19 protein-coding genes are annotated in these 22,520 nt (G+C 61.4%); 9 read left to right on the top strand and 10 right to left on the bottom strand.

Features of this window, described 5'->3' with window-relative positions:
- Positions 1 to 6 precede the first annotated feature (6 nt).
- From trbK-alt to EH199_RS15290, 6 genes are all read left to right on the top strand, one after another.
- Complete coding sequence (gene trbK-alt, locus EH199_RS15315) at positions 7 to 408, top strand: putative entry exclusion protein TrbK-alt (protein WP_006022582.1); 402 nt, start codon at positions 7 to 9, stop codon at positions 406 to 408.
- Position 409: 1 nt separating this feature from the next.
- Positions 410 to 1,765 (top strand): P-type conjugative transfer protein TrbL, encoded by a 1,356-nt coding sequence (gene trbL / locus EH199_RS15310; protein WP_006022581.1) that lies wholly within the window; start codon positions 410 to 412, stop codon positions 1,763 to 1,765.
- 2 nt (positions 1,766 to 1,767) lie between these two features.
- Positions 1,768 to 2,451, top strand: coding sequence for a conjugal transfer protein TrbF (trbF, locus tag EH199_RS15305; RefSeq protein WP_006022580.1), 684 nt, complete (start codon positions 1,768 to 1,770; stop codon positions 2,449 to 2,451).
- On the top strand, positions 2,448 to 3,515 hold the full coding sequence (gene trbG, locus EH199_RS15300; RefSeq protein ID WP_006022579.1) for a P-type conjugative transfer protein TrbG: 1,068 nt from the start codon (positions 2,448 to 2,450) through the stop codon (positions 3,513 to 3,515). Before trbF ends, trbG begins: the two co-directional genes overlap by 4 nt.
- Positions 3,516 to 3,625: 110 nt before the next feature.
- Positions 3,626 to 4,768, top strand: a complete 1,143-nt coding sequence (locus EH199_RS15295) for a TrbI/VirB10 family protein (protein WP_080655011.1) — start codon at positions 3,626 to 3,628, stop codon at positions 4,766 to 4,768.
- Between the two features lies 1 nt (position 4,769).
- Positions 4,770 to 5,009, top strand: coding sequence for a DUF2274 domain-containing protein (locus EH199_RS15290; RefSeq protein WP_006022577.1), 240 nt, complete (start codon positions 4,770 to 4,772; stop codon positions 5,007 to 5,009).
- Here EH199_RS15290 and EH199_RS15285 read toward each other — a convergent pair.
- The 7 genes from EH199_RS15285 to EH199_RS15255 form a co-directional block, all read right to left on the bottom strand.
- Positions 4,942 to 5,901, bottom strand: coding sequence for a LysR family transcriptional regulator (locus EH199_RS15285; protein WP_024343196.1), 960 nt, complete (start codon positions 5,899 to 5,901; stop codon positions 4,942 to 4,944). The genes EH199_RS15290 and EH199_RS15285 overlap by 68 nt on opposite strands.
- Before the next feature lie 311 nt (positions 5,902 to 6,212).
- Positions 6,213 to 6,845: a response regulator transcription factor gene (locus EH199_RS15280; protein WP_006022575.1), complete on the bottom strand. Its 633-nt coding sequence runs from the start codon at positions 6,843 to 6,845 to the stop codon at positions 6,213 to 6,215.
- The gene (locus tag EH199_RS15275; RefSeq protein ID WP_006022574.1) at positions 6,845 to 7,909 is read right to left on the bottom strand and encodes a sensor histidine kinase; all 1,065 of its coding nucleotides are present in this window, start codon (positions 7,907 to 7,909) and stop codon (positions 6,845 to 6,847) included. The genes EH199_RS15280 and EH199_RS15275 overlap by 1 nt, the downstream gene beginning before the upstream one ends.
- A 90-nt stretch (positions 7,910 to 7,999) precedes the next feature.
- Positions 8,000 to 8,698 carry an MgtC/SapB family protein gene (locus tag EH199_RS15270; RefSeq protein ID WP_006022573.1) on the bottom strand — a complete coding sequence of 233 codons (699 nt, stop codon included), beginning with the start codon at positions 8,696 to 8,698 and terminating at the stop codon, positions 8,000 to 8,002.
- An 87-nt stretch (positions 8,699 to 8,785) separates the two neighbouring features.
- A complete protein-coding gene (locus EH199_RS15265; protein ID WP_006022572.1) occupies positions 8,786 to 10,945 on the bottom strand; it encodes a carbohydrate porin in 2,160 nt (719 codons plus the stop codon).
- Positions 10,946 to 11,506: 561 nt separating this feature from the next.
- Complete coding sequence (gene mgtA / locus EH199_RS15260; RefSeq protein WP_006022571.1) at positions 11,507 to 14,221, bottom strand: magnesium-translocating P-type ATPase; 2,715 nt, start codon at positions 14,219 to 14,221, stop codon at positions 11,507 to 11,509.
- Between the two features lie 303 nt (positions 14,222 to 14,524).
- Entirely contained in the window at positions 14,525 to 14,821 is a 297-nt protein-coding gene (locus EH199_RS15255; RefSeq protein ID WP_006022569.1) for a hypothetical protein, read from the bottom strand.
- A 369-nt stretch (positions 14,822 to 15,190) separates the two neighbouring features.
- On the opposite strand from EH199_RS15255, the gene EH199_RS15250 reads away from it, so the two are divergent.
- Together EH199_RS15250 and EH199_RS25080 are read left to right on the top strand one after the other, a co-directional pair.
- Positions 15,191 to 15,667 (top strand): hypothetical protein, encoded by a 477-nt coding sequence (locus EH199_RS15250; RefSeq protein ID WP_124810153.1) that lies wholly within the window; start codon positions 15,191 to 15,193, stop codon positions 15,665 to 15,667.
- Positions 15,668 to 15,812: 145 nt separating this feature from the next.
- Positions 15,813 to 16,058 (top strand): PilZ domain-containing protein, encoded by a 246-nt coding sequence (locus EH199_RS25080; protein ID WP_080655009.1) that lies wholly within the window; start codon positions 15,813 to 15,815, stop codon positions 16,056 to 16,058.
- A gap of 548 nt (positions 16,059 to 16,606) precedes the next feature.
- Here EH199_RS25080 and EH199_RS15240 read toward each other — a convergent pair.
- Complete coding sequence (locus EH199_RS15240) at positions 16,607 to 17,302, bottom strand: VIT family protein (RefSeq protein ID WP_006022566.1); 696 nt, start codon at positions 17,300 to 17,302, stop codon at positions 16,607 to 16,609.
- A gap of 284 nt (positions 17,303 to 17,586) precedes the next feature.
- On the opposite strand from EH199_RS15240, the gene EH199_RS15235 reads away from it, so the two are divergent.
- Positions 17,587 to 17,853, top strand: coding sequence for a hypothetical protein (locus EH199_RS15235; protein ID WP_124810152.1), 267 nt, complete (start codon positions 17,587 to 17,589; stop codon positions 17,851 to 17,853).
- A gap of 47 nt (positions 17,854 to 17,900) precedes the next feature.
- Here the strand turns inward: EH199_RS15235 and EH199_RS15230 are convergent, their stop codons facing one another.
- The gene (locus EH199_RS15230; protein ID WP_006022564.1) at positions 17,901 to 21,131 is read right to left on the bottom strand and encodes an efflux RND transporter permease subunit; all 3,231 of its coding nucleotides are present in this window, start codon (positions 21,129 to 21,131) and stop codon (positions 17,901 to 17,903) included.
- Positions 21,128 to 22,354: a TolC family protein gene (locus EH199_RS15225; RefSeq protein WP_223806706.1), complete on the bottom strand. Its 1,227-nt coding sequence runs from the start codon at positions 22,352 to 22,354 to the stop codon at positions 21,128 to 21,130. The genes EH199_RS15230 and EH199_RS15225 overlap by 4 nt, the downstream gene beginning before the upstream one ends.
- Positions 22,355 to 22,520: the final 166 nt, after the last annotated feature.

Here is a 22,520-nt window from a genome sequence, read left to right as displayed (position 1 = left end):
GGCACGATGGACGGCAAGACCCTCGCTCGCGTCGGCGCCATCGTCTTCGTCGCGGTCGCCATCACGGCGACCGCGATCGAGATGAACCGCAAGGACGTTTCGACGGACGTCCTCGCGACGCAGGGCCGTCCGGTCACAACATCGGATCCTCTCGCCGCCGAATTGCTTCGTTGTTCCGAGATCGGCGAGGCCGGCACGCGCGATCCCAATTGCCTGAAGGCATGGGCAGAGAACCGGCGCCGCTTCCTCGGCCAGCCGGCCCCCGTTTCATCACCATCGCCGGTTGCGCCGACCACGCTGTTTCCAAGCGCGCCCGCGTCGGCCGCTCCCATCCACAAAGACAGTGCGCCAGCGGACGTGACCGGGCCTGCGATGCAGGCCGAGCCCGCTCAGCCAGAGGTTCGCTGACATGGGCGGCACCGGTGTCATCGACCATTTCCTCGAGGTCTTCACTCGCTACATCGACGGAGGATTCGGGCTGCTCGGCGGCGAAGTCGGTTTCATCGCCACCACCTTGATCGTCATCGACGTCACGCTCGCCGCGCTTTTCTGGTCATGGGGCGCCGACGACGACATCATGGCGAGGCTGGTCAAGAAGACGCTCTTCGTCGGTGTCTTCGCCTACCTGATCTCCAACTGGAACAATCTCGCCCGCATCGTCTTCGAGAGCTTCGCGGGCCTCGGCCTGAAGGCTTCGGGAACGGGCTTTGCCGTGAGCGATCTCATGCGCCCCGGCAAGGTGGCGCAGACTGGTCTCGATGCCGGCCGGCCGCTGCTCGACTCCATCTCCAGCCTGATGGGCTACTGGTCGTTCTTCGAGAACTTCATCCAGATCGCCTGCATGTTTTTCGCCTGGGCGCTGGTGCTGCTGGCGTTCTTCATCCTGGCGATCCAGCTCTTCGTCACCCTGATCGAGTTCAAGCTGACCACGCTCGCCGGCTTCGTCCTCATTCCCTTCGGCCTGTTCGGCAAATCGGCGTTCATGGCCGAGCGCGTGCTCGGCAACGTCATCTCCTCCGGCATCAAGGTGCTGGTGCTCGCCGTCATCATCGGCATCGGCTCGACGCTGTTCTCCGAGTTCACCTCGGGCTTCAACGGCGCAACGCCATCGATCGACGATGCCATGGCGATCGTGCTTGCCGCGCTGTCGCTGCTTGGTCTCGGCATCTTCGGTCCCGGCATCGCTAACGGCCTCATCTCCGGTGGCCCGCAGCTCGGCGCCGGCGCGGCCATTGGCACTGGTCTTGCCGCCGGCGGCGTTGTCGCAGCAGGCGCGGCCGCTGCCGGCGCCGTCGTGACAGGCGGCGCTGCACTTGCTGGCGGCGCTGCCGCCGCCGCGCGTGGCGGTGCAGCCCTCGCCGGTGGCGCCTCCACCGCCTACAGCCTCGGCGCGGCCGGCCAGGCCGGCGCATCCGGCGTCGCGTCGGGTCTTGGCAGTGTTGCCAGCACCGGCGCGAAGGCGGCCGTCTCACCGCTGAAGCGCGCAGCCGGTCGTGCCGCCGACAGCCTGAAGCAGAGCTATCAGGCCGGTGGCCAGGCCGCGACGGAGATCGCCACCGGCGCATCCGGTGCTGCGACGACCGCCACCGCGGAGGCCGCATCTCCCGGAGCTGCGTCTTCCACCAGCGACGGGCCGCCGGCCTGGGCGAAACGCATGAAGCGCTCGCAGCAGATGTCCCATGGCGTTCAGGCCGCCGCCCACGCCGTGCGTAGCGGCGACAGCCATGGCGGCGGCTCCTCCGTCAACCTCTCCGAAAGCGACTGACCATGTTCAAGCGACCATCCACCCACTACGGCAAAGCCCCTCAGCCCGAGACTCCCTATCAGCGCGCCGCTCAGGTCTGGGACGATCGCATCGGCTCCGCCCGCGTGCAGGCCCGTAACTGGCGCTACATGGCCTTCGGATCATTGGCCCTCGCGGGCGGCCTTTCGGCCGCGCTGGTCTGGCAGTCCGCCAACGGCTCGATCGTGCCTTGGGTAGTGCAGGTCGACCGGCTCGGCCAGGCGCAGGCGATCGCGCCGGCGACCGCCGACTATCAGCCAAACGATCCGCAAATCGCCTTCTACCTCGCGCGCTTCATCGAGCAGGTCCGCTCGATCCCGTCCGACGCCATCATCGTGCGGCAGAACTGGCTGCGCGCCTACGACTTCACGACACAGGGTGGCGCGCTCGCGCTGAACGATTATGCGCGCGCCAACGACCCCTTCACCAAGGTCGGCAAGCAGCAGATCGCGATCGAAGTGTCGTCGGTGATCCGCGCCTCGCCGTCGAGCTTCCGCATCGCCTGGATCGAGCGACGCTATCAGGACGGCTCACTGGCCTCCACCGAACGCTGGTCCGCGATCCTCACCGTCGTCGTGCAGCCCCCACGCGACGCCGACACGCTGCGGAAGAACCCACTCGGAATCTACATCAACGCCATCAACTGGTCGAAGGAGCTTGGACAATGACGCCCGCACTCCGCAAAGCCGCCCCTTGGAGTGCAGGGCTCCCGGCTTTGCTCATCCACGTAGTTCCGGTTTTCCGCAAATCCGCTTTGCCGGGAATCTTGCTCGCCGGTTCGGCGCTGGCAGGGTGCGCCACTCACACCCCGCCGCCGGAGATTTCCTACGACAATGCGGTGCCGGCTGTGCAGACCTCCGATCCGCCAGCGCCCGTCCGGGTGGTGGAGCTTCCCAAACCGCTCCCGCTGCCTGGTCAGTTGAAGCCCATCGGCAAGGACGGCAAGCCCGAGCCGGAACCGTCCGATCCCGCCGCGCGCGTCAACCAGGCCAATGCCGCAGCGCGCGTCCAGCCCGTCCGCAACGGCTTCATCAACTCGATGCAGGTCTATCCCTTCGTCGATGGCGCGCTCTATCAGGTCTACGCCTCGCCGGGGCAGATCACCGACATCGCGCTTCAGCCCGGCGAGCAGCTCGTCGGCTCCGGTCCTGTCGCCGCTGGCGACACAGTGCGCTGGATCATCGGCGATACCGAGAGCGGCGTTGGCGCGGCCAAGCAGGTCCATATCCTCGTGAAGCCAACGCGGGCCGAGCTGATGACCAATCTCGTCATCAACACCGACCGGCGCACCTATCACATGGAGCTGCGCGCGACGCCATCGACCTATATGGCATCGGTGTCTTGGCAATATCCGCAGGACCAGCTCATCGCGCTGCGCCGCCAGAACAGCCAAGCCGAGGCCGCGCAGCCGGTGTCGGGCGGCATCGATCTCGCCCGTGTCAATTTCCGCTACGAGGTGACCGGCGACCGCGCACCGTGGCGGCCGCTGCGCGCCTTCGATGACGGCAAGCAGGTGTTCATCGAATTCCCCCGCGGCATCGGACAGGGCGAGATGCCGCCCTTGTTCGTGGTCGGACCGGAGGGCGACACCTCCGAGCTGGTGAACTATCGCGTGCGCGGCAACTACATGATCGTCGATCGACTGTTCGCCGCCGCCGAACTGCGGTTCGGCGCGGGCAAGAACCAGAAGCGTGTCCGCATCTCCCGCACCGACGGGAGGCCGGCATCGTGAGCGACGAACGCGATCCCGAAAAGGAGGAAGGCCGGACGCCCGGTTCGGCGCCCCAGCCTCAGCCGACCGACGACGACGCTCGGCCGCTGACCGGCGAGCCGGCCGCGACCATGCGGCTGCGCGCCGAGCCGCCGCGTGTGACCCGCCTGTCCCGCAAGGTGCTGGCCGGTCTGGGTCTTGCGGCAAGCCTCGGTGTCGGTGGGGCGCTGATCTATGCGCTCCAGACTCGTCACAGCGGCCAGGGTCAGGAGCTTTACTCTACGGACAACCGCTCGACACCGGACGGTCTGGCTGGATTGCCGAAGGATTATTCCGGCGTCCCGAAGCTCGGCCCGCCGCTGCCCGGCGACCTCGGTCGCCCGATCCTCAACGCGCAGAACGGTGGCACAGTGCCGCCGATCGGCGCACCGGCATCAGGTCCGACGGGACCGAGCCCCGAGGAACAGCGCCGGGCGCAGGAACTGGAGGCGGCTCGGACCGCACGGCTGTTCGCATCCACCGAGACTCGGCCCGCTACGGCTGGAGCTTCGACACAGCCGACTGCGACCGCCACGCCGTCGGCCGATCTCGCCAGCCTCGGCCTTGCGCCGCAGCCAGCGACACCCTCCGCGCAGGATCGTCAGCTCGCATTCCTCAATCAGACGCCCGACAAGCGCACTGTCTCGCCGGATCGCGTTGCCGCGCCAGCGTCGAAGAACGTCCTGCAGGCCGGCGCCGTCATCGCGGCCGCGCTCATCACCGGCATCCGCTCCGACCTGCCGGGTCAGATCACCGCACAGGTGACGGAGAACATCTATGACAGCCCGACCGGCAAGATCCTGCTTGTGCCACAGGGCACGCGCGTTATCGGCCAGTATGACAGTGGCGTCGGCTTCGGTCAGAGGCGCATACTTCTCGTCTGGAACCGGCTGATCTTCCCCAATGGCCGCTCCATCGTTCTGGAGCGTCAGCCTGGTGCGGACGCCGAGGGCTATGCGGGCCTTGAGGATGGCGTCGACTATCACTGGGGCGAACTGTTCAAGGCCGCTGCACTTTCCACGATTCTGAGCATCGGTGCGGAGGCGGGCTCGTCTGGCCAGGACAGCGATATTGTGCGGGCGCTGCGACAGGGTGCCTCCAATAGCGTCAGTCAAACCGGCCAGCAGATCGTCCAGCGCCAGCTCAACATCGCACCGACCCTCACCATCCGGCCAGGCTTGCCCGTCCGCGTCATCGTCACCCGCGATCTCGTTCTCGAACCCTACGGAGGCTGACATGACCAAGCTGAAATTGGGAGCGATCGTCGACGACAAACCGGTGAAGGTCACGGTGGAGTTACCGGCAAGCCTGCATCGCGACCTAACGGCCTACGCAGAAATTCTCGGCCGCGAAGCGAGGCAACCGCCGGCCGATCCCGTTCGCCTCATCGCTCCGATGCTGGAGCGGTTCATAGCCACGGATCGGGGATTTGCGAAAGCGAGGAAGTCAAAAGAACTGCCGAAACCGTCTGAATGATTGTGGCGGCAGCCGAGCGCGACATTGAACGCGCAAGACTGAGGAGGCGGCGCCAGGCCGGGTTATCATTCCGCGGCGACCACACCGCGCAGAACGGCAGAACCTCGCCGGCAAGCTGCCGATAGGCAGTTCCCGGAAACTGAGCCGCCGTCCCGGCCTCGCTCATGACCGTGACGCCTTGGCCGATCGCCACAAGCGACAGGAGATTGTCCCTCCCGACGTATTGGGTATCGATTTCTGGGTGACGCCCAAGATCGGCGAGGCGTTGAACCAAATAGTCGTGAATTTCCGATCCAGGGGCACCGTCACTTACAATGAATCTCTCGTCCACAAGATCACGCCAGCCAAGCTCCGATTTCTCAGAGAGAGGATGATCGCTGGGAAGTACGGCGAATACTCGCTCGGACCAAAGTTGCTCTGTTTCACAGTCCGACCACTGTGTGGTTCCCGTGATAAAAGCCACATCGAGTTGAAGTCGCCGGATCGAGGCAACGTGATCCGCAGGATCGCCGTCAAAAAATTCGACCCGTACACTTGCATGCTCCTTGCCGTAGGCTCCCAGCAGATCGGACAGGAATCCAGACGCGAGCGACGAAAAGATGCCGACCTTGATATGCCCCCGCTCGGAGCGACCTATGGCGGCCACATCCTTCGCGCCGCAGTCGATCTGTTGAAGTGCTTTGCGTGCTCGACGCACAAACTGCTGTCCTGCCAACGTCAGGCAGACGCCGCCGTTGTGCCTCTGAAATAGGGAAGCGCCGAGTTCGTCTTCGAGATCGCGAACGCGACGGCTGATCGCCGATTCCTGTATTCCCAAGGCCAAGGCCGCCTTTCGGAAGCTGCCATATTCGGCCGCCGCAAGAAAATACCGGATCTGGCGGAATTCAAGCATCGGTCAATTGCGACCGAGATCTATTCGAAATGATTCCTGGCCTCGCGACGGTCCATCGTCCGCTCGTTGCGAGCATCGCTCTGTAAGCACCATCTACCACGACCATCGCGCCCCGACCGCAGCTAAGGCAAGACCTCCCGATTCTCACCCTAGAATAGACGGCTACAGACGCTCATTGGCCGATGATCTTATATAGATTCGATATACCAACGTATCTTCGAAATATACCGTGTTCTGAAAGGGGGGGGGTGGCACGCCCGCGCAGATCGCGCACCAGTTCGCGGTGCAGGGGCTCTCCTCTCAGTCGAGATTCAAACGCTCAAACTGTCCGACATTCTAACAAGGTCAATAATCGTCTTGGCCTGCATCTTCTGCATGAGATGGCTACGGCGAACCTTCACCGTGATCTCGCTAACATTCAGGTCGGCGGCGATTTGTTTATTGAGGAGGCCCTTTACAACGAGCTTGAAAACGTCTCGTTCGCCGGGCGTCAATGTCTCCCAACGCGCATTCAAATCCAGCGAACGCGCTTCGCTCTCGCGCCTTCGCCGGTCTTTTTCGATCGCTTGTTGGATAGCATCCAGCAGGTCTTGGTCGCGAAACGGCTTGGTCAAGAACTCGAAGGCGCCATTCTTGATGGCGTTCACGCCCATCGTGATGTCCCCATGTCCCGTGATGAATATCGTCGGCAGATGAATGCCGTATTCAGGCATTTGCCGATGAAAATCGATCCCGCTTTGTCCGGGCATTCTCACATCGAGCAGCAGGCAGCCGGGCGCGTCCGGCATGGAGCTTTCCAGAAATTCGGCAACCGAGCTATACGAGCGCACCTGTAGCCCAACGGATGCGAGCAAATCTTCGAGCGCGGCGCGAACGGACCGATCGTCATCGATGACATAGACGATGGGCTGCGGCCGCGAATCCGCCGTCGGTTCATTTTTCATCAGGCTGCCTCCATGTGGCGCGGCAGGCGCACCTCAAATACGGTCCCGCCTCCAGGGACTGGAGCCGCGGAAATCTGTCCGCCATTCGCTTCAACGATCGTCTGACTGATGGTAAGGCCAAGACCCATGCCTCCCTCTTTCGTCGTCCAGAAGGCGTCAAAGAGGTGCTCACGAGCTCCCGGCGCCAGACCGGTGCCGGAATCGGCCACCGCGAGAACGATCGCATCCCGTCCATCCTGCGAGGCGGCAATTCGCAGACGACGCTCGGGCAATGCGCGGTCCGACATCGCCTCGGTCGCATTGAGGACGAGATTGCTGATGACCTGCTGGATCTGGACCCGATCGGCAAAAACGCGAGGTAGGCCGTCATGCAGGTCCAGTTGCAAGGCGACGCCGCCACGCTCGATCTCGCCGCGCGACAAGGTCGCGATTTCCATGACAGCTTCCCTGAGGTCGAATGGTTGTCGGCGCGGCGCCTCGCCCTTCGAAAGGGCGCGAATGCGCGCGATGACCTGGCTTGCCCGGTTGGCATCGCTGACGATGCGGTCGAGCGCGAGGCGGGCCTTGTCGAGATTTGGCGGCTCCTGGGCAAGCCATCGGGTGCACGCGCCGCCGCTGGCGACGACGGCAGCCAGGGGCTGGTTGACTTCGTGCGCGATCGACGCCGACAGTTGACCGAGCGTCGTGACCCGCGCAATTCGCAAAAGCCGATCGCGCGCCTCCAGCGCCTCGGCCTTCGCAGCCACCATCCTTAAACTGAGATAGGTTGTAACGCCGATCGCAACGATACTAATCCCGGTATTGACGATGCCGACCTCATACGCACCGGAGTGGGTCAAGAAAAAACTGATCAGGGTCAGCGCGACACAAATGCAAGCGAGGGCCACTACAGCCGTGCCAGACAAGATGCGTGTCGCAACGAGAATGACCGCTGTGTAGAATACGGCCGCTGCGATGGCGTAGTCCGTGACCGTATCGGCGATAAAAATGCCGGCCATCGCAACGCCCATCGCGATCAACGTCAGCGCCGATCCGGGACGTATATCATTGGCGATCTTGAGCATTGTTCACCTTCTCGATCAACTTACCTACTTTCAATATTCTTCCCTGGAGAATCTACTCCGCCGTGTACCTAGATAACTATTGCTTCTCGGTCACTCGCCTGGCTCGAACCGCCACCGAGCAGATGTTACCAGCGGCTCCAGACTGAGACGACCGATAATCTGTTCCAAAAGGCGATCCTGCCGAGTGTCGGCTCGCACTGTCGCGCTCACCTGGACTCGGTTTGTGTCCTCGATATTCGTGCTTTCGAGGTCGCGGATGTGCAGCGCACCGGCGAGATCGCGAAGAAGAAGCGCCCGAACATGCGCCTCAGCCTCTCCATGGCAGATGATGCTGATCGCATATGCGCTGTCCAACGGGCTTGCGGCGAATGACTGGCGCTCAACGAGGCGCACGAGCGGGCGCAGAACTGCGTTGACGGCGATGACGAACGTCGTCGCAATCAATGCATGAAAGAAAAATCCGGCCCCACACAGCGCGCCGATCGCGGCGGAGCACCACAGCGTCGCGGCGGTGTTGAGCCCGCGCACATTCAACCCTTCCTTGAAGATGATGCCGGCGCCCATAAAGCCGATGCCGGAAACAATCTGGGCCGCAACGCGCGTCGGGCTCGCCTCGCCGGGGAACAGCCCGGCAAAGAGGACGAAGATGGCCGCGCCGAGCGCGACGAGGGTATTGGTTCGCAGCCCGGCCAGGCGCTGGCGCCATTGCCGTTCGAAGCCGATCAAGCCGCCAAGAAGGAATGCGCCCCCGAGCGTGAGTGCGGTGTGGCCAAGGCTTTGCCAATCCATCTGAATGTGTTCCCATCTCGTTGCGTCGGTCGCGCCCTCCCGAGGCGCAAGCCCGCGCTATTGCTGGAATTGCCACTCCACTCGCTGTCAGAATTCGGCGTGGGCGCGAAGCGACAGAATCGAGGCTGGTCCGCGGTCGGCGTTGTAGGCGGGGTTTGCAACAAACTGATAGTCGAAGGTGACGGTGCTCCAGCCGTTGACCCGCAAGGCGTAATACGCCTCGACGATCGACTCGTGGCCGTAGCGCAGTCTCCCATCACCGATCAGCAACCCCGTGCCTCCGGCGGCGAGGAAGTTACGATGTGCACTCGAGAGGCCGTTGACCGCAGCACCGACTCCGATCGTGTCCGCAGGCCGTCCCCATGCAGAACCCTTTAGGGAGAAACCACCGGAAATGCTGCGGTCGATGTCCGTGAAGGAGAGGATTTCGGTGCGGCCGTCGTTCCAGCTTGCACGGGCGAAAAGCCCGAGGTCAGCTGTCAAAGCCTGTTCGATATTTCCATAAAAGCCATACTTATTCTGATTGCGGCGCAGGGCCGTCATCGCATCGTTGATATCTGTTTGAGGGCTCGCTTGCGCGAGGTTGATAGCGTCGCGATACGCGCCGGTGTAACCACGGTTGATGAAAGCGCCGATCCGAACCTTACCCGGCTGCCCGAACAGGCTGTGCCGTTCCTCGAACTCGACGGCGCCACCGCCGCCCCCATTGAAGACCAAAACATCACTGTTCGGCTCCCTGGGCACTTGGAAGGCCCCGGCTCGCACAGCCCAATCCTTACGATTCAGCTCGATGACCGCACCGCGCGTCATGCCGGGAAGGTCGGCGGGGAAGTCATAGGCCCCCGACGACCAGATTGCCCAATTCATGAAATCCGCGCGCGGATCCTTGGCATAGGCATTCGCGTCGAAGAAATCGCCAACCGCGAAACGACCAACCGTGACAGTGACGCGATCGATATCGCGTCGCCCCGCCAGTTGCAGGGGGCCGTCTGCGACATCCTCCTGCTCGCCACCAAGACCGAATGTCTGCTGAAGATAGTAGCGCTGTGGCCGAAATTTCGGAAATTCAGCGCCGCCTTTTTGCGCTTCTCCATTTGGAAAGCCTGCGAGTCCGAGCGTCCCGTTCAGCCCGAAGCCTTGGGCTAGCTCGGGATTGAAATAGAACGCACCACCGTCCCAAAGCCTCACGCCAAGAAATGCGTCCGCGGTCCACGTCTCACGAACTTGCCCACCACCGGGCAGGCTGGCGCTGGAAGCGTAGGGGGAACGAATCGCGGGATAGCCTTGGGCGATGAATGTGGTCTGGCCATGAATATTCCAGTCCGGCGACATTTCGACAGTTGCCGGTGGTCTTGGGAGTGTCGAGGCCACATCGCCCAGTCGGTAGTTCAGGCCAAGCGTGAACCTCTGGGTTCGGGGGCGGACGGACACATCGCGCAGTCCGGCACCATCGAGTCGATAGGTCGAGGAAGCCAGATCGAGGTAGTCGTACTGGACGCGTGCCGTCCATGGTCCGCCCAAGGCCATTTCGACACCTGCGCCTGCCGTCCACCCAGCGTGCCAGCGCCCCAGTTTTGACAAAACGCTGCCGTCATCGCCATTGATGTCGACGTTCGTTCGTGTCCAAGCGAGGCCTCCCGTTGCATAGGGGAGGAATGGGCCAAAAGCATAGCCGATCCTGCCACGCACCGTCCCCACGACATCCAGGGATGTGTTGAAGGGAGCCGGTATCCGTCGCGTCTCATCGGGCGGGCTCACAAAAGTGACATCGGCTTCCGCGCCGAGCACCCAACGATCGCTGGCCTGAAAGTTGTAGCCTCCCTGAAAGCCGCCGATCATTCCTGTCACCGTAGGCGGCAGGCCAACGGACTGATTCAAGACGGGGTTCGTTCCCGGGCCAAGGCTGCCAGCCCCGAAACCGGTGTGTCCGCCAAAATAGACGCCCGACCAGTCGGGCCCGCCCGATTCCACCTTATTGTCACGCGAGGCCCCCGGTGCCTTCGTTGGCATCGCCAGGATGGGTTGCGGTCCACTAGTGTTGAGCCGTGCCGCATCCGGATGGCCGGGAGTCGTTTGAAGTTCTTGCGCGTGCGCTTTGGTTACCTGAAGAACCGCTACAAGACCGAGCGCCAGCAAGTAGAAAGCGATCACCATCAGTCGGCAAAAAAGAACCCGACGACGCCTGAAAACCTTCAGTCCGGTGGTGATAGTGAAATTGGGAAGTCCGTGGGTCGTAAAATAAGTCATGGGCTACTCCTGGCGTCGGGTTGCGAGAGCGCCCGGCGCCAATAGCCGCGAGCTGCCCTCCTAGTTTTCTCGTGAATTCAAGCGGCGCGAGTTGTTGGTCGCGCCGCGACTAGATGGGTCGTCCATTTGAAGCTCCTTGCTGATCGAAGTCCGGTTCAGGTCCGGGCCTCGTGCTTTGGTTCCATGCAAGCGATCGTTTTGCGCTTGTGTGGCTCACCAGCGGCAACGCCGCATTCGCGATATCGCCGCTCTGTTCAACCGTGCGCCGCAACGCAGCAGGAATCTGAGCTTGAAACCGTCCAGCAGACGGCGACGAGCAAGGTGAACGGCCGCATGCGTCACGAACATCGCCAAAACCGCCAAAGCCCAACACAAACGTCTGTCCAACCGATTCCGAAGCGACGACCTGGCATCGCCCGGCTCGCGATTGTGGGGCGGACGCGGCGCTTGTCGCCTCGGCGGTGGCGGCCCTTGTCGCGGGCAGTCTCCAGCCTGCGGCGGCGCAAATCTCAGGATCAACGGTGATGTGGACATGATCAGGACCTCTCATGCGCTTGGCCGTCAGAACCATTGTCCGAACCGGCGGATGTAGACGGTCTTCATCAGTTGAGCGACGAGGCAGTAGCAGAGCAGCGTTCCGGCCAGCCACGGGAAGTAGGCGATAGGCAGGGGCTGCAATCCGATGGCTGCTCCCAGCGGAGAGAACGGCAAATAGATCCCCAGTACGCAGATGACGCTCGACATCAGCAAGACCGGCAAAGCCGCTGTGCTGTTGACGAAGGGAATCTTCTGGGTACGCAGCATATGGACCACGAGCGTTTGAGAAAGCAGGCCCTCGATGAACCAGCCCGACTGAAAGAGCGATTGATGCTCCGGGCTATTGGCGGCAAAGACGAACCACATCAGAGCGAACGTCGTGATGTCGAAGATCGAGGACGTCGGCCCGATCCAGATCATGAAACGACCGATATTCTTGGCATCCCACTTCCGCGGTTTGCTGAGAAACTCCTTGTCCATGTGATCCCAAGGCAGCGCCAATTGGGAAATGTCGTACATCAGGTTTTGCACGAGCAAATGGATCGACAGCATCGGCAGGAACGGAATGAATGCGCTCGCCACCAGCACTGAAAACACGTTTCCGAAGTTCGAGCTGGCGGTCATGTTGAGGTATTTCATGATGTTGCCGAAGGTTTCGCGCCCCTTCAGCACACCCTCCTCAAGAACCATCAGGCTCTTCTCGAGCAGGATGATATCGGCCGACTCCTTCGCAATATCGGCGCCGCTATCGACGGAAATGCCGACATCGGCATCGCGCAGCGCCGGGGCGTCATTGATGCCGTCACCGAGAAATCCGACGGTATGACCGTTAGCCTGAAGCGCCTGCAATACACGCGACTTCTGGAGCGGAGTGAGCTTCGCGAAGATCGTCCGCTCCTCGACCAAAACGCGAAGCGCGGTGTCGTCCAATTTTTCTATGTCGCGCCCGAGTACGGCTTGGCCCGGTTCAAGTCCTACTTCACGGCAGATCTTGGCACTCACGACCGCATTGTCGCCCGTAAGAACCTTGACCTTGACGCCATGCTCCGCGAGCGCAGCGATTGCTGGTCCAGCCGTCTCCTTTGGCGGGTCGAGAAAAGTAAGGAACCCCTGAATCGTGAGATCGGCTTCGTCCGCGATGGCATAATGCGTCTTGGCCTCGGACGCCACAAACCCTCGGGTGGCGACGACCAGCACACGGAATCCGTCCTCGTTGTACGCCCGAGCCATCGCAGCCAGATTCTTGCGCTCAACGTCACCAAGGCGGATCAGATCTTTGCCTCTTCTGACGTGCGTAGAGATCGACAGCATCTCCTCAACCGCGCCCTTGCAGATGAGCAAGTGATCTCCGTCCTCGCCCTCGACGACCACTGAGAGTCGGCGGCGCACAAAGTCGAACGGAAGTTCATCGACTTTTCGGTAGCTCGCGGCCGTGTTCGTGATGGCTGGCTCCGCCCCGGCGAATCGCACGACGGCCTGATCCATCAGGTTCTTCACGCCGCTCTGGTGGTAGCTGTTCAACCAGCCCAACCGGAGAACGTCAGCGTTGGGTTGCCCGGTAACGTCGACGTGGTGCTCCAGAATGATCTTGTCCTGAGTCAGCGTGCCGGTCTTGTCCGTGCAGAGAACATCCATCGCGCCGAAGTTCTGAATGGCGTTGAGTCGCTTCACGACGACTTTGCGCCGCGCCATCGCTACGGCGCCCTTCGCGAGGTTCGAGGAAACGATCATCGGCAGCATTTCGGGGGTAAGTCCGACGGCGACGGCAAGGCCGAACAACAGCGCTTCCACCCAGTCGCCTTTGGTCAGGCCGTTGATGACAAAGACGACAGGAACCATGACGAGCATGAAGCGGATGAGCAGCCAGCTCACACTGTTGATGCCGCGATCGAACGCCGTTTGAGCGCGCGATCCGACGATCGCCTTGGCTAACGATCCGAAATAGGTGCGAGCACCCGTGGCAACGACAAGCGCGGTCGCCGTGCCGCTCACGACGTTGGTGCCCATGAAGCAGACGTTGGGCATGTCGAGCGCGTTCATTTCGCTGGACGCTACGCTCGCCGCGGACTTCTCGGCGACAGACCCGAGCGTGTCATACTTCTCAACAGGGATGGCCTCACCGGTGAGCACTGCCTGGCTCACAAACAGATCGCGGGATTCGATCAGCCTCACGTCTGCCGGGATCATATCCCCTGCTGAAAGACGCACGATGTCGCCGGCGACGATCTCTCGCATCGGGATTTCGAATGCTTCGGGATTTGACGTTGCCGATCCTCGACGAAGAACCGTCGCCGTCGTGCGGACCATCGCCTTCAGAGCTTCGGCCGCAGCGCTCGATCGGTACTCCTGAACGAAGCGCATCAAGGCGCTGGCAAGCACCATCACGATGATGATGGTGACTTTTGTCGGATCCGCATCCTCGCCATGTTGAAGCCGAAGCCAGATGTCCGTTACAGCGCTGATCCCAGCCAGGATCAGCAGCACTGCAATGAACGGATTCTTGAAAGCGCCAAAAAACTGAACAACCGCTGGCAGGCGTCGCTCTTGCGCAACCTCATTGGGGCCGTCTTTTGCCAGCCGTTCGATCGCATCTCGGGCAATCAGGCCGTTGCGGTCGCCTTTGACGTTTTCGAAGGTGTCATCCAACCCATTCTGGGCTTCACGGACCGCCTTCATCGACAGCTTGCGTTCGTCTTTTCCGCGCGGCTTGAGAGCCGCCTTGAGGATGGGGGCATTCATTGGATGAATCTCCTGCCGCAAGCGCCGAGACCATGCGCCTCTCGGCACGGTCTTCGGCGCTTGGGGTCTTGGTCGGCTGAGGGGATAATGAAACCGATGCATCTTCACGACGCTCGGCATTCGGACCGCGCTTGAGCAGCGCAGCCGCTCTTCACCAGGGAGGGTCCGCACCTTCGCGCGACCGTGCGATTCTGCGCGAGTACGGATTGCCGCCCCGGCGGGGGTGAAGCCCGTCCAGGCCGGCGGACACCAGAACCATCGCCGTGCTGGCCTTATGCAGCGTGAGGGAATGCATCACACGCCTCACGCCGCAAAGCGACCATGCTGGTAAACTGCAAGAAGGAGTCCGGCGCGCTCGATCAATCGGCGCAACCCGCCGCCCGTGTCTGGTTCGGCGTCAAGCATCCAGATGCATTCGAGCCGACCGGTCTCGCCATTGACACGCCACGCCGCGACCAGTCGAGTCCGGTTCGTGCGGGGAGACTTCGTGAAAGGACGGTCACGCTCGCATCGCGGGTCGGCGAATGCGGGATTGCGTTTCGGCGAGGCGATCCGCGAAACGCGGAGCGAAGCCGGCAGAGTAAAAAATTGGAGAGTCATGTCTCACCTCCGTGACGAGCCGCTCGGCCGTCACAGGCGAGACTGATGATTCAGACTCGCGAGAACGACCTGAGCGGCACGCTTGCTCGACTACTGTCGCTTGGCATTGCTCGTTGATCCTCATGCGTCGGCAGCGGGTTGGAGCCGCTAGATGACATTGGCTGGATATCACCGTCATTCCTTGAGTGACAGTGTCTTGCGGGGTTGATCCGATATACAAAACAATATCCGGGATATACCATCGTATATTGTAAGGTCTTCGGCGATAACTACCTGCGCAATATCAAGCCGCTTAGACTCACCGGACACGGGCGCGTCGACTTCACTAGCGATGTGATCGCTCTGATTTATTTCGATCCGAGGTCTAGTGTGGGTATCGATATGGTTCTTGTCGAGCGCATCGTCGCGCGAAGCCCTCGTCTTCGGCGATTGCTTTATTCGTTGTCCTTAACCTTTCTGAAAGCGGCGTTTCGGTTTCGCCGCACGGGCTTGGATGCCTTTGCCCGACCGACATTGCGTTTATCGCAGTGTCTCTTTCGTACTGCCTCTTCGCGGATACGACGTCGTTATGCAGCCGAGCCGAAAATGACGTCGGACTCGCGCTTTGTGCTCCGTCGCCTTTCTCTCAAACTTTTGATCGTGCTGATCTTTGCCGGTGCTCAAAGCCCGCTGCCCTGGGGATTCGGGAAAGCGCTTACGATGATGCTGTTTATGAGCGCGGCTATCAGCTGTGCCTTGGCCCTCATGAACCACCAACGATTCAGATTGGGAGTCTTGAGCTACTGGGACGAATCTTTGGCCTTTGTCCTGCTCGGCCAAACCGCGCGGATGGTGTTTCTACGTTGAAGTATTGCGAGTGCGCTATGCCGGGGGCTCTCGTCTTCAAAATACTCGCCAATAACCTGCCACGCGATACGGGAATCGCGAAGGTGGCCGTCGAGGCGAGACGCGGGGCAGCGACAACCGCCTGCGGCGTCGTTTGGTATTGGTTATGACGGAGCGTCGCACCACTCGCCGTCGCCGCACGCTGTTGACGGGGAAGATCATTCTCAATCAGCGATCGTCCGTGATAAGTTGCGTCGTCCGAAACTTGTCGGACACAGGCGCCTGCCTCGAAGTTCCTGCTGCCCTGAACATTCCGGATGCCTTCGAGCTGAAAATAGAACCTGGCGGCGCTTGCTCACAGTGTCGAATAGTCTGGCGGAGCGCTACGCGCATCGGCGTGGCGTTCGATTGACACAAAGCTAGAACGCGCCTTCACTTTCAAGGGCGAGTGTAAAGGCGCTGGCCCGAGATACTGGCCGCGCGCACGGCGCTGCAGGCGTGACGGCTGATATGGCCGGACGGCAGGCTACAGAAATAACAAGGACAATGTGTGGGGGAAAGAGCCAATCTCACAAGGAGAATGGCGCGCCGTACTGGATAAAAGTGCGAACGCATATGTGATTGAATCTGCGATTAATTTATTTTGGGGCATCGTGATCCTCTCATCTTTCAGCGTTCGCCGGCTGCCGCCAATAGCCCCACCCAAACGGGTGCGCCGAACCGAACGCGGAGCTGATATCGGACCAAGTACAAGGTATCCGGTATTTTGCTTCTCCCGGGTCTATGAGGAAATGACTAGCTCTTTCCAAATCTGGGCCGCGTACGCAGTGGCTCTCTCCTAGTCCTGAAGTCCGCGGCATGTGTGATTGGGTACCGCTGGAATACATCGCAGAAAATCCCATTCTGCAGCGATGCAAATATCGAGTGCAAAATCGATTAAAAAATAGAGAGCTCCGCGAACTAGACGGCTCGACCGATGAGGGCACCAATGGTCGCAGTTGAGGCCATGGCGACTGCTCCCCAAAACACGACCCGAAGAGTGGGTTTCCATATGCTGGCGCCGCCAGCGCGAGCGCCGATCGCTCCGAGAACGCCAAGTCCGATGAGGCAGGCAATGGAGACGGTCCAGGTGGCGGTCCAGGCCGGCGACAGGAGAGCGACGGCCAGCGGCAAAGTCGCGCCAGATGCGAAGGTGACCGCCGAAGTGAAAGCCGCTTGAACTGGCTTCGCCATCACATGACTGGTCAGTCCGAGTTCATCCCGCGCATGGGCCCCGAAGGCGTCCTTTGCCATCATCTGCTCGGCGACCTGTCGCGCCAGTTCGGGCGTTACACCACGCTGCTCGTAGATCGCGGCGAGTTCGGCCAGCTCCGCTTCAGGTTGCGTGGCAAGTTCGCGGCGCTCACGCGCCATGTCGGCTTCTTCCGTATCGGCCTGGGAACTGACCGACACATATTCGCCTGCAGCCATCGACATTGCTCCGGCGACGAGCCCCGCTACGCCAGCAACCAGAATTTCGTGGGAAGCGGCGGTCGCGGCGGCAACACCGACGATCAGACTCGATGTTGAAATCAGCCCGTCATTGGCGCCTAGCACCGCTGCGCGAAGCCAACCTATTCGTTCGATCAGATGGTTCTCTTTATGAAGGGCTCGCATGGAACATGGTCCTGAATTACATTTCTAAGGCTTTGTAACGCGGCGCTGAGCACATAGGAAAAGGCGCCTTGCCTTCGAGATCGATCTGGAAACTTGGCCGGTCAGGCTGATCAATGATGCTATCTTCCGATGAAACGCCTACCGTTCCATCGCCACATACGCTGTAGTCCAAAGCCGCATTCAACTTCAATCGCCGGAGTGTTGTCCAGGCCTCTCAACGTGACTTCATTTGCCCTGACACTCATCACCAGATGATATCGTCCGTGGTGCGACATGTAGACCTGATGGAGGCATTTTCCGCTGCTACAAAACGTAAGGCGGTCGCCACATCTGAGTTCATGAAGATGAAGAGCGATGAGACGAACGTTCCCAACGTCAATGAAGCGGCTGAAGCCACGCGTTGTTGTCAATTCATCGCCACATACCTTCCTGTATTTTTGAAGGCCTGCCCGCACTTCCGCCGGCAGGTTTTGCACGTAGAAAGGACTGGGTTGATTGTCATGGACAGGAGAACTTGCGAGCGAGAGGGCCGGCGAGACAAAGAAAAGTGACGTCATAGCGGCTAAGATTGCCACGTCACGGAGCCGATTCGATCTTTTCATGCTGAAACCTCCACTTCCAACGGCTGTTTCTCTCGTTCGACGACGGCTGCGGAGCGGCGCTCCATCCATCGGTAGATCGCCGGCAACAGCAGCAGCGTCAGAACGGTGGACGACAGGACGCCGCCGATGACGACAGTGGCGAGCGGTCGTTGCACCTCCGCTCCCGCGCCCTGTGAAATCGCCATCGGTACGAAGCCGATTCCCGCGACCATGGCGGTCGACAATACCGGACGGAGCCGATCCGTGGCGGCTTGCCGGACTGCCTCGATAACAGGCAGCTTCCGCCGCAACGCATTGATATGATCGATCAGAACGAGACCATTCAGCATCGCGATGCCGGAGACCGCGATAAAGCCGATCGCGGCGGTGATCGAGAATGGCATGTCACGTAGCCAGAGTGCCAGCACGCCACCGGTGATCGCAAACGGAATACCGGTATAGACGACGGCGGCATGACGGACGCTCCCCAACGCCGAATAAACGAGCAAGAAGATCATCAGCAGCGCCGCCGGCACGACGATCATCAGACGGGCTCGGGCCGCTTCTAGCTGACGGAACTGGCCTCCGAACTCGATGCGATAGGATTCAGGCAGCGCAAGCTTGCCGTCGAGGCGTGCACGCGCTGCGGTCACATAACCTTCGATGTCGCTGGTGTTGAGATTGACCATCAAGGCGGCGCGGCGCTTACCATTGTCGTGCAGGATCGGTTCGACCGTTCTCATCTCGCGCAGACTTGCAACGCGGTCCAGCGGCACAAGGCCGGACGCGCCGACGCGCAATGGAAGGGAGAGGATCGATTTTGTGTCCGCGCGTAAGGACTCGGGCATACGAACGACGATCGCGTGTCGATGCTCTCCGTCCGCGATGAAGCCGACCTCGTCCCCACCGATCGCTGACGCAATGGCACGGTTGACCTCGGCGGTTCCCAGCCCCAACCGCACCATCGCGTCGTGATTGATCTCGACCACCACACTGTGGGTGCGGCTGGCCGCTTCGAATGCGGCATTGGCGGTGCCGGGCACGCCTTGCAATTCCTCTCGCGCCTGCGCGGCGAGCCGCTCAAGCACGTCGTAGTCGTCTCCGAATATCTTGACCGACAGATCCGCCCGCGTGCCCTCCAACATTTCGTTGAAGCGCATCTCGATAGGCTGCGCGAAAAGGAATGACTGCTCCGGCGCCAGCGCAGTGGCAGCCTTTTCGATCGCCGCAACCAGCTCGCTCTTGTTGCGCGGCATGTCCGGACCTTGCGGCCATTGGTCGAGCGGCTTGTAGAAGATGTAGAGGTCGTTCTCATTCGGCGGCATCGGGTCGGTCGCAACCGCGCTGGTGCCGATGCGGGAGAAGGTTCGGGTCACTTGCGGAAAGCGACGCAAAATTTCACGCTCGGTTTGCTGCTCGATCTCAAGGCTACGGTCGAGCGACATCCCCACGGGCTTGTAGACCATCGCCGTGATGGAGCCCTCATCGAGGCGTGGCGTAAACTGCGAGCCAAGGGTCAGGAATATCCTCAATGCCACGGCCAACAGGACTGCCGATGGAACGAGAAGGGCAGCGGGATGACGGAGGGCGAAGTCCAGGACGGGACGGTAGCCCCGGATCACGAGGCCGGCGAAGCCACCGTTATGCGTGATGTGGTTGTCGGCGGTTATCTCCGGGAGAGAATCTTCCTTTTCACTGACGCTCGGCTGACGCACCTTCTCGCCTCGTAGCAGCCGGGCGCACAGCGCCGGCACTAGCGTAAAGGTAACGATCAGCGCCGCTGCCAGCGCCAGCATCACGGCTTGCGCCATCGGCTGAAACAGCTTCCCCTCGACGCCGCCCAGGCTGAGTACCGGCACATAAACCAGCGCGATGATGGCCATGCCGAAGAACACGGGCCGCGCCACGCCCCCCGCAGCGTTGATGACGATGCGACGGCGTTCATCGGCCGTCAGCTCGCGCCCCTTGAGGCGCTGTGCCTCGCCCATCAGACGCAATGTGTTTTCCACGACGACGATCGCGCCATCTACGACCAGGCCGAAGTCGAGCGCGCCGAGGCTCATCAGATTGCCCGATATACCGAGCGCATGCATGCCCGAGATCATCATGAGAAAGGCCAGCGGGATGACCGACGCGACGATAAATGCCGCGCGCCAGTTGCCGACCACGATCAGCAATACGACGGCGACCAGCAACGCTCCCTCGCCAAGGTTGCGCTCGACCGTCGCGATGGTGCGATCCACCAATTCTGAACGATCGTACTGAACCTGAAGGATCATGCCTTTGGGCAGCGCGGCGCGCAGGTTCGGCAATTGCGCATCGACGCGCCGGGCAACGTCCCGGCTGTTCTGCCCGACCAGCATCATCACTGTGCCGAGCACGGTTTCCTTGCCGTTGGTGGTCGCGGCGCCATCGCGTGGAGCATGGCCGATGGTCACGGTCGCCAGATCCGCTACAGTCAGCGGCCGCACGCCACCTGCGAATTTCACGGGTAATGCGCGGATCATCTCCGCCGTCGTGACACGCGCTTCGGTTCGGACGGTGAAGCGTTGGCCGTTCTTGGTGATGGTCCCGCCGCCGGCATTGGCGACGTTGGCGCCAACAGCCTGGGCAAGCTCGCTCGGCGTGATGCCCGCTGTCGTGAGCTTCTTCAGATCAGGCTCGATGACAAACTGACGTTCGAGGCCGCCGTTGGAATTGACGTCGGCGACCCCCTCGATCGCGCGCAGCATCGGGCGCACGATATATTCCTGAGCCTCGAACAACTCCATCAGTTGTTGCCGCTCGTCCAAATCGGACGGCGGTTGCGCCCATTCGAGTGTGTAGTACCAGATTTCGCCAAGCCCGGTGGTGATCGGAGCGAGGCGCGGCGATGATCCGGCTGGCAGCATGTCGCGCACTGCGGAAAGCCGCTCGTTGACGAATTGGCGTGCGCGAAGCTGGTCCGTGCCGTCCTGATAGATGAGCGTGACCTGTGACAGTCCGGTCTTGGTGAGCGATCGCATTTCCCGCAGGCCCGGCTGACCACCCATGCTGCGCTCGATGGGCAGCGTCACAAGACGCTCGATTTCCTCTGGCGCCAGGGCAGGAACAGTCGTGTTGATCTGCACCTGCACGCCTGTGATGTCGGGAATGACATCGATTTGCAGATTCACGAAAGACCAGATTCCAAGACCAGCGATCAGCAAAGCGATGATCATCACCGTGGCTGGTCGACCGGTTGTCCATTCCAGAATCCGCCGCGTCATCGGGACACGCCGTCGAAGCTGCGGCCGCCATTGAGCGCCCGAAGTTGAAGCATCGCTTCCATAGCCTCACGTCGCGTGTCGAGCAGAGCCGACAGCGCGTCCAGATACTGGCGCTGCATCTCGACGTAAGTTGCGATCGGGATCGCTCCCTGGCGATAACTATCGGCGGCGGCGGTAGCTGCGGCCGCAAATTTCTCGGTGGCCCCGGCTGGCCAGCCCGCAAGGGCTCGACGCTTCGCCTCGTAGTAGGCTGCCTGTTCGTAAACCTGCCTCGCGATCCGTCGGTTGGCGGCGAGCAGGGCCGCATCGCCCTGGGATTGACGGCTCAACTCCTGTGCGAGGCCAGCAGCCTGGCTATTCCAAAGCGGCAACGTCGTCGTCAGCCGTATGCCGAAATTGGTCTCGCGGCTGTCTGACTTCGCGCGATTGAAGTAGGGACCGACTGAGACGTTCGGCACACGCGCTGCTTGTGCGAGGTCAACGCGCAACCCTTGCTGCTGCAATTGCGCGCGCAGCGACTGAATCTCGAAATTGTTGATGCCAGCTTGTTGCGCCATGCGCTCGACCGACGGAAGGCCGGGCAGCGTGATATCGGGCGGAGCAATGCGGAGCCGCGCTTTGAGCGGCGCGCCGCGAAGTTGATTCAGTTCGTAGACGATCGTGCTGGTCTCGGAATCAGCCATCGCGGCATTTCGCTCCGCCGTGATGGCACCCGCATCCAGAATGGCCGTGTCCAGCGTGGTGGCGATGCCCGCCGGATCCCGCTGCTCCACAACGCGTGCAAGCTCGCGCATCCGCGCGGCAACGTCGCGTGCCGCGGCGGCTTTCCGCTCGGCCGCGAACAAGGCATATCCCAAAGAGCGTGCCCGGCTTGCGAGCGTTGCGTCGAATTGCGCAAGACCGAGCCGCGCCAGCGCGATCTGATGCTCGGCGATGGCGCGACGGAGCGCCCCGCGTCCGGCAAAGTCGAGCGGCTGCATAATCGACAAGCCATATGTCGGCCCGGCGCCTTTCGGTGCACCTGTCAGGCCGTCGGCCATCCGGCGTTCGCCTAACTCGAATGCAGCTTCAGGGTCCGGCAGGCGATCAGCCGCGTCGCGCTCAACACCTGCAAGCCCGATCTGCTGGAAATAAAAGCGTCGTTCGGGGTTACTTGCCACGACGGAATTGGCAAGTGCATCAATCGACAGCACGGCGGCCTGCTGAGCGAAGGCTGGGGTCACCAAGATAATTGTTGATATGCGAACGATTATCAGGAGCAATTTTAACATTGGCACGAGTCTCAACACTGACTTCTAGACGCCTGATTGCCACGCTAGTCTGAACACAAGCTGTCAGCGTAAATGCAGGTTGATCCAGTATCGGACTGCAGCAATCAGGAGACATGAC

Source organism: Novosphingobium sp. LASN5T (assembly GCF_003856955.1).
GTDB lineage: Bacteria > Pseudomonadota > Alphaproteobacteria > Sphingomonadales > Sphingomonadaceae > Novosphingobium.
This window is presented reverse-complemented; position numbering and strand designations above follow the sequence as displayed.

Bases quoted from the DNA above. Each gene is read 5' to 3' on its own strand.
- EH199_RS15240 (WP_006022566.1), bottom strand. From the start codon at position 17,302: ATGCGAGCCCTTCATAAAGAGAACCATCTGATCGAACGAATAGGTTGG.
- EH199_RS15230 (WP_006022564.1), bottom strand. From the start codon at position 21,131: ATGACGCGGCGGATTCTGGAATGGACAACCGGTCGACCAGCCACGGTG.
- mgtA (WP_006022571.1), bottom strand. From the start codon at position 14,221: ATGAATGCCCCCATCCTCAAGGCGGCTCTCAAGCCGCGCGGAAAAGAC.
- EH199_RS15255 (WP_006022569.1), bottom strand. From the start codon at position 14,821: ATGACTCTCCAATTTTTTACTCTGCCGGCTTCGCTCCGCGTTTCGCGG.
- EH199_RS15270 (WP_006022573.1), bottom strand. From the start codon at position 8,698: ATGGATTGGCAAAGCCTTGGCCACACCGCACTCACGCTCGGGGGCGCA.
- trbF (WP_006022580.1), top strand. From the start codon at position 1,768: ATGTTCAAGCGACCATCCACCCACTACGGCAAAGCCCCTCAGCCCGAG.
- EH199_RS25080 (WP_080655009.1), top strand. From the start codon at position 15,813: ATGACGGAGCGTCGCACCACTCGCCGTCGCCGCACGCTGTTGACGGGG.
- trbL (WP_006022581.1), top strand. From the start codon at position 410: ATGGGCGGCACCGGTGTCATCGACCATTTCCTCGAGGTCTTCACTCGC.
- trbK-alt (WP_006022582.1), top strand. From the start codon at position 7: ATGGACGGCAAGACCCTCGCTCGCGTCGGCGCCATCGTCTTCGTCGCG.
- EH199_RS15275 (WP_006022574.1), bottom strand. From the start codon at position 7,909: ATGCTCAAGATCGCCAATGATATACGTCCCGGATCGGCGCTGACGTTG.
- EH199_RS15285 (WP_024343196.1), bottom strand. From the start codon at position 5,901: ATGCTTGAATTCCGCCAGATCCGGTATTTTCTTGCGGCGGCCGAATAT.
- EH199_RS15280 (WP_006022575.1), bottom strand. From the start codon at position 6,845: ATGAAAAATGAACCGACGGCGGATTCGCGGCCGCAGCCCATCGTCTAT.
- EH199_RS15295 (WP_080655011.1), top strand. From the start codon at position 3,626: ATGCGGCTGCGCGCCGAGCCGCCGCGTGTGACCCGCCTGTCCCGCAAG.
- trbG (WP_006022579.1), top strand. From the start codon at position 2,448: ATGACGCCCGCACTCCGCAAAGCCGCCCCTTGGAGTGCAGGGCTCCCG.
- EH199_RS15235 (WP_124810152.1), top strand. From the start codon at position 17,587: ATGGAGGCATTTTCCGCTGCTACAAAACGTAAGGCGGTCGCCACATCT.
- EH199_RS15290 (WP_006022577.1), top strand. From the start codon at position 4,770: ATGACCAAGCTGAAATTGGGAGCGATCGTCGACGACAAACCGGTGAAG.
- EH199_RS15265 (WP_006022572.1), bottom strand. From the start codon at position 10,945: ATGACTTATTTTACGACCCACGGACTTCCCAATTTCACTATCACCACC.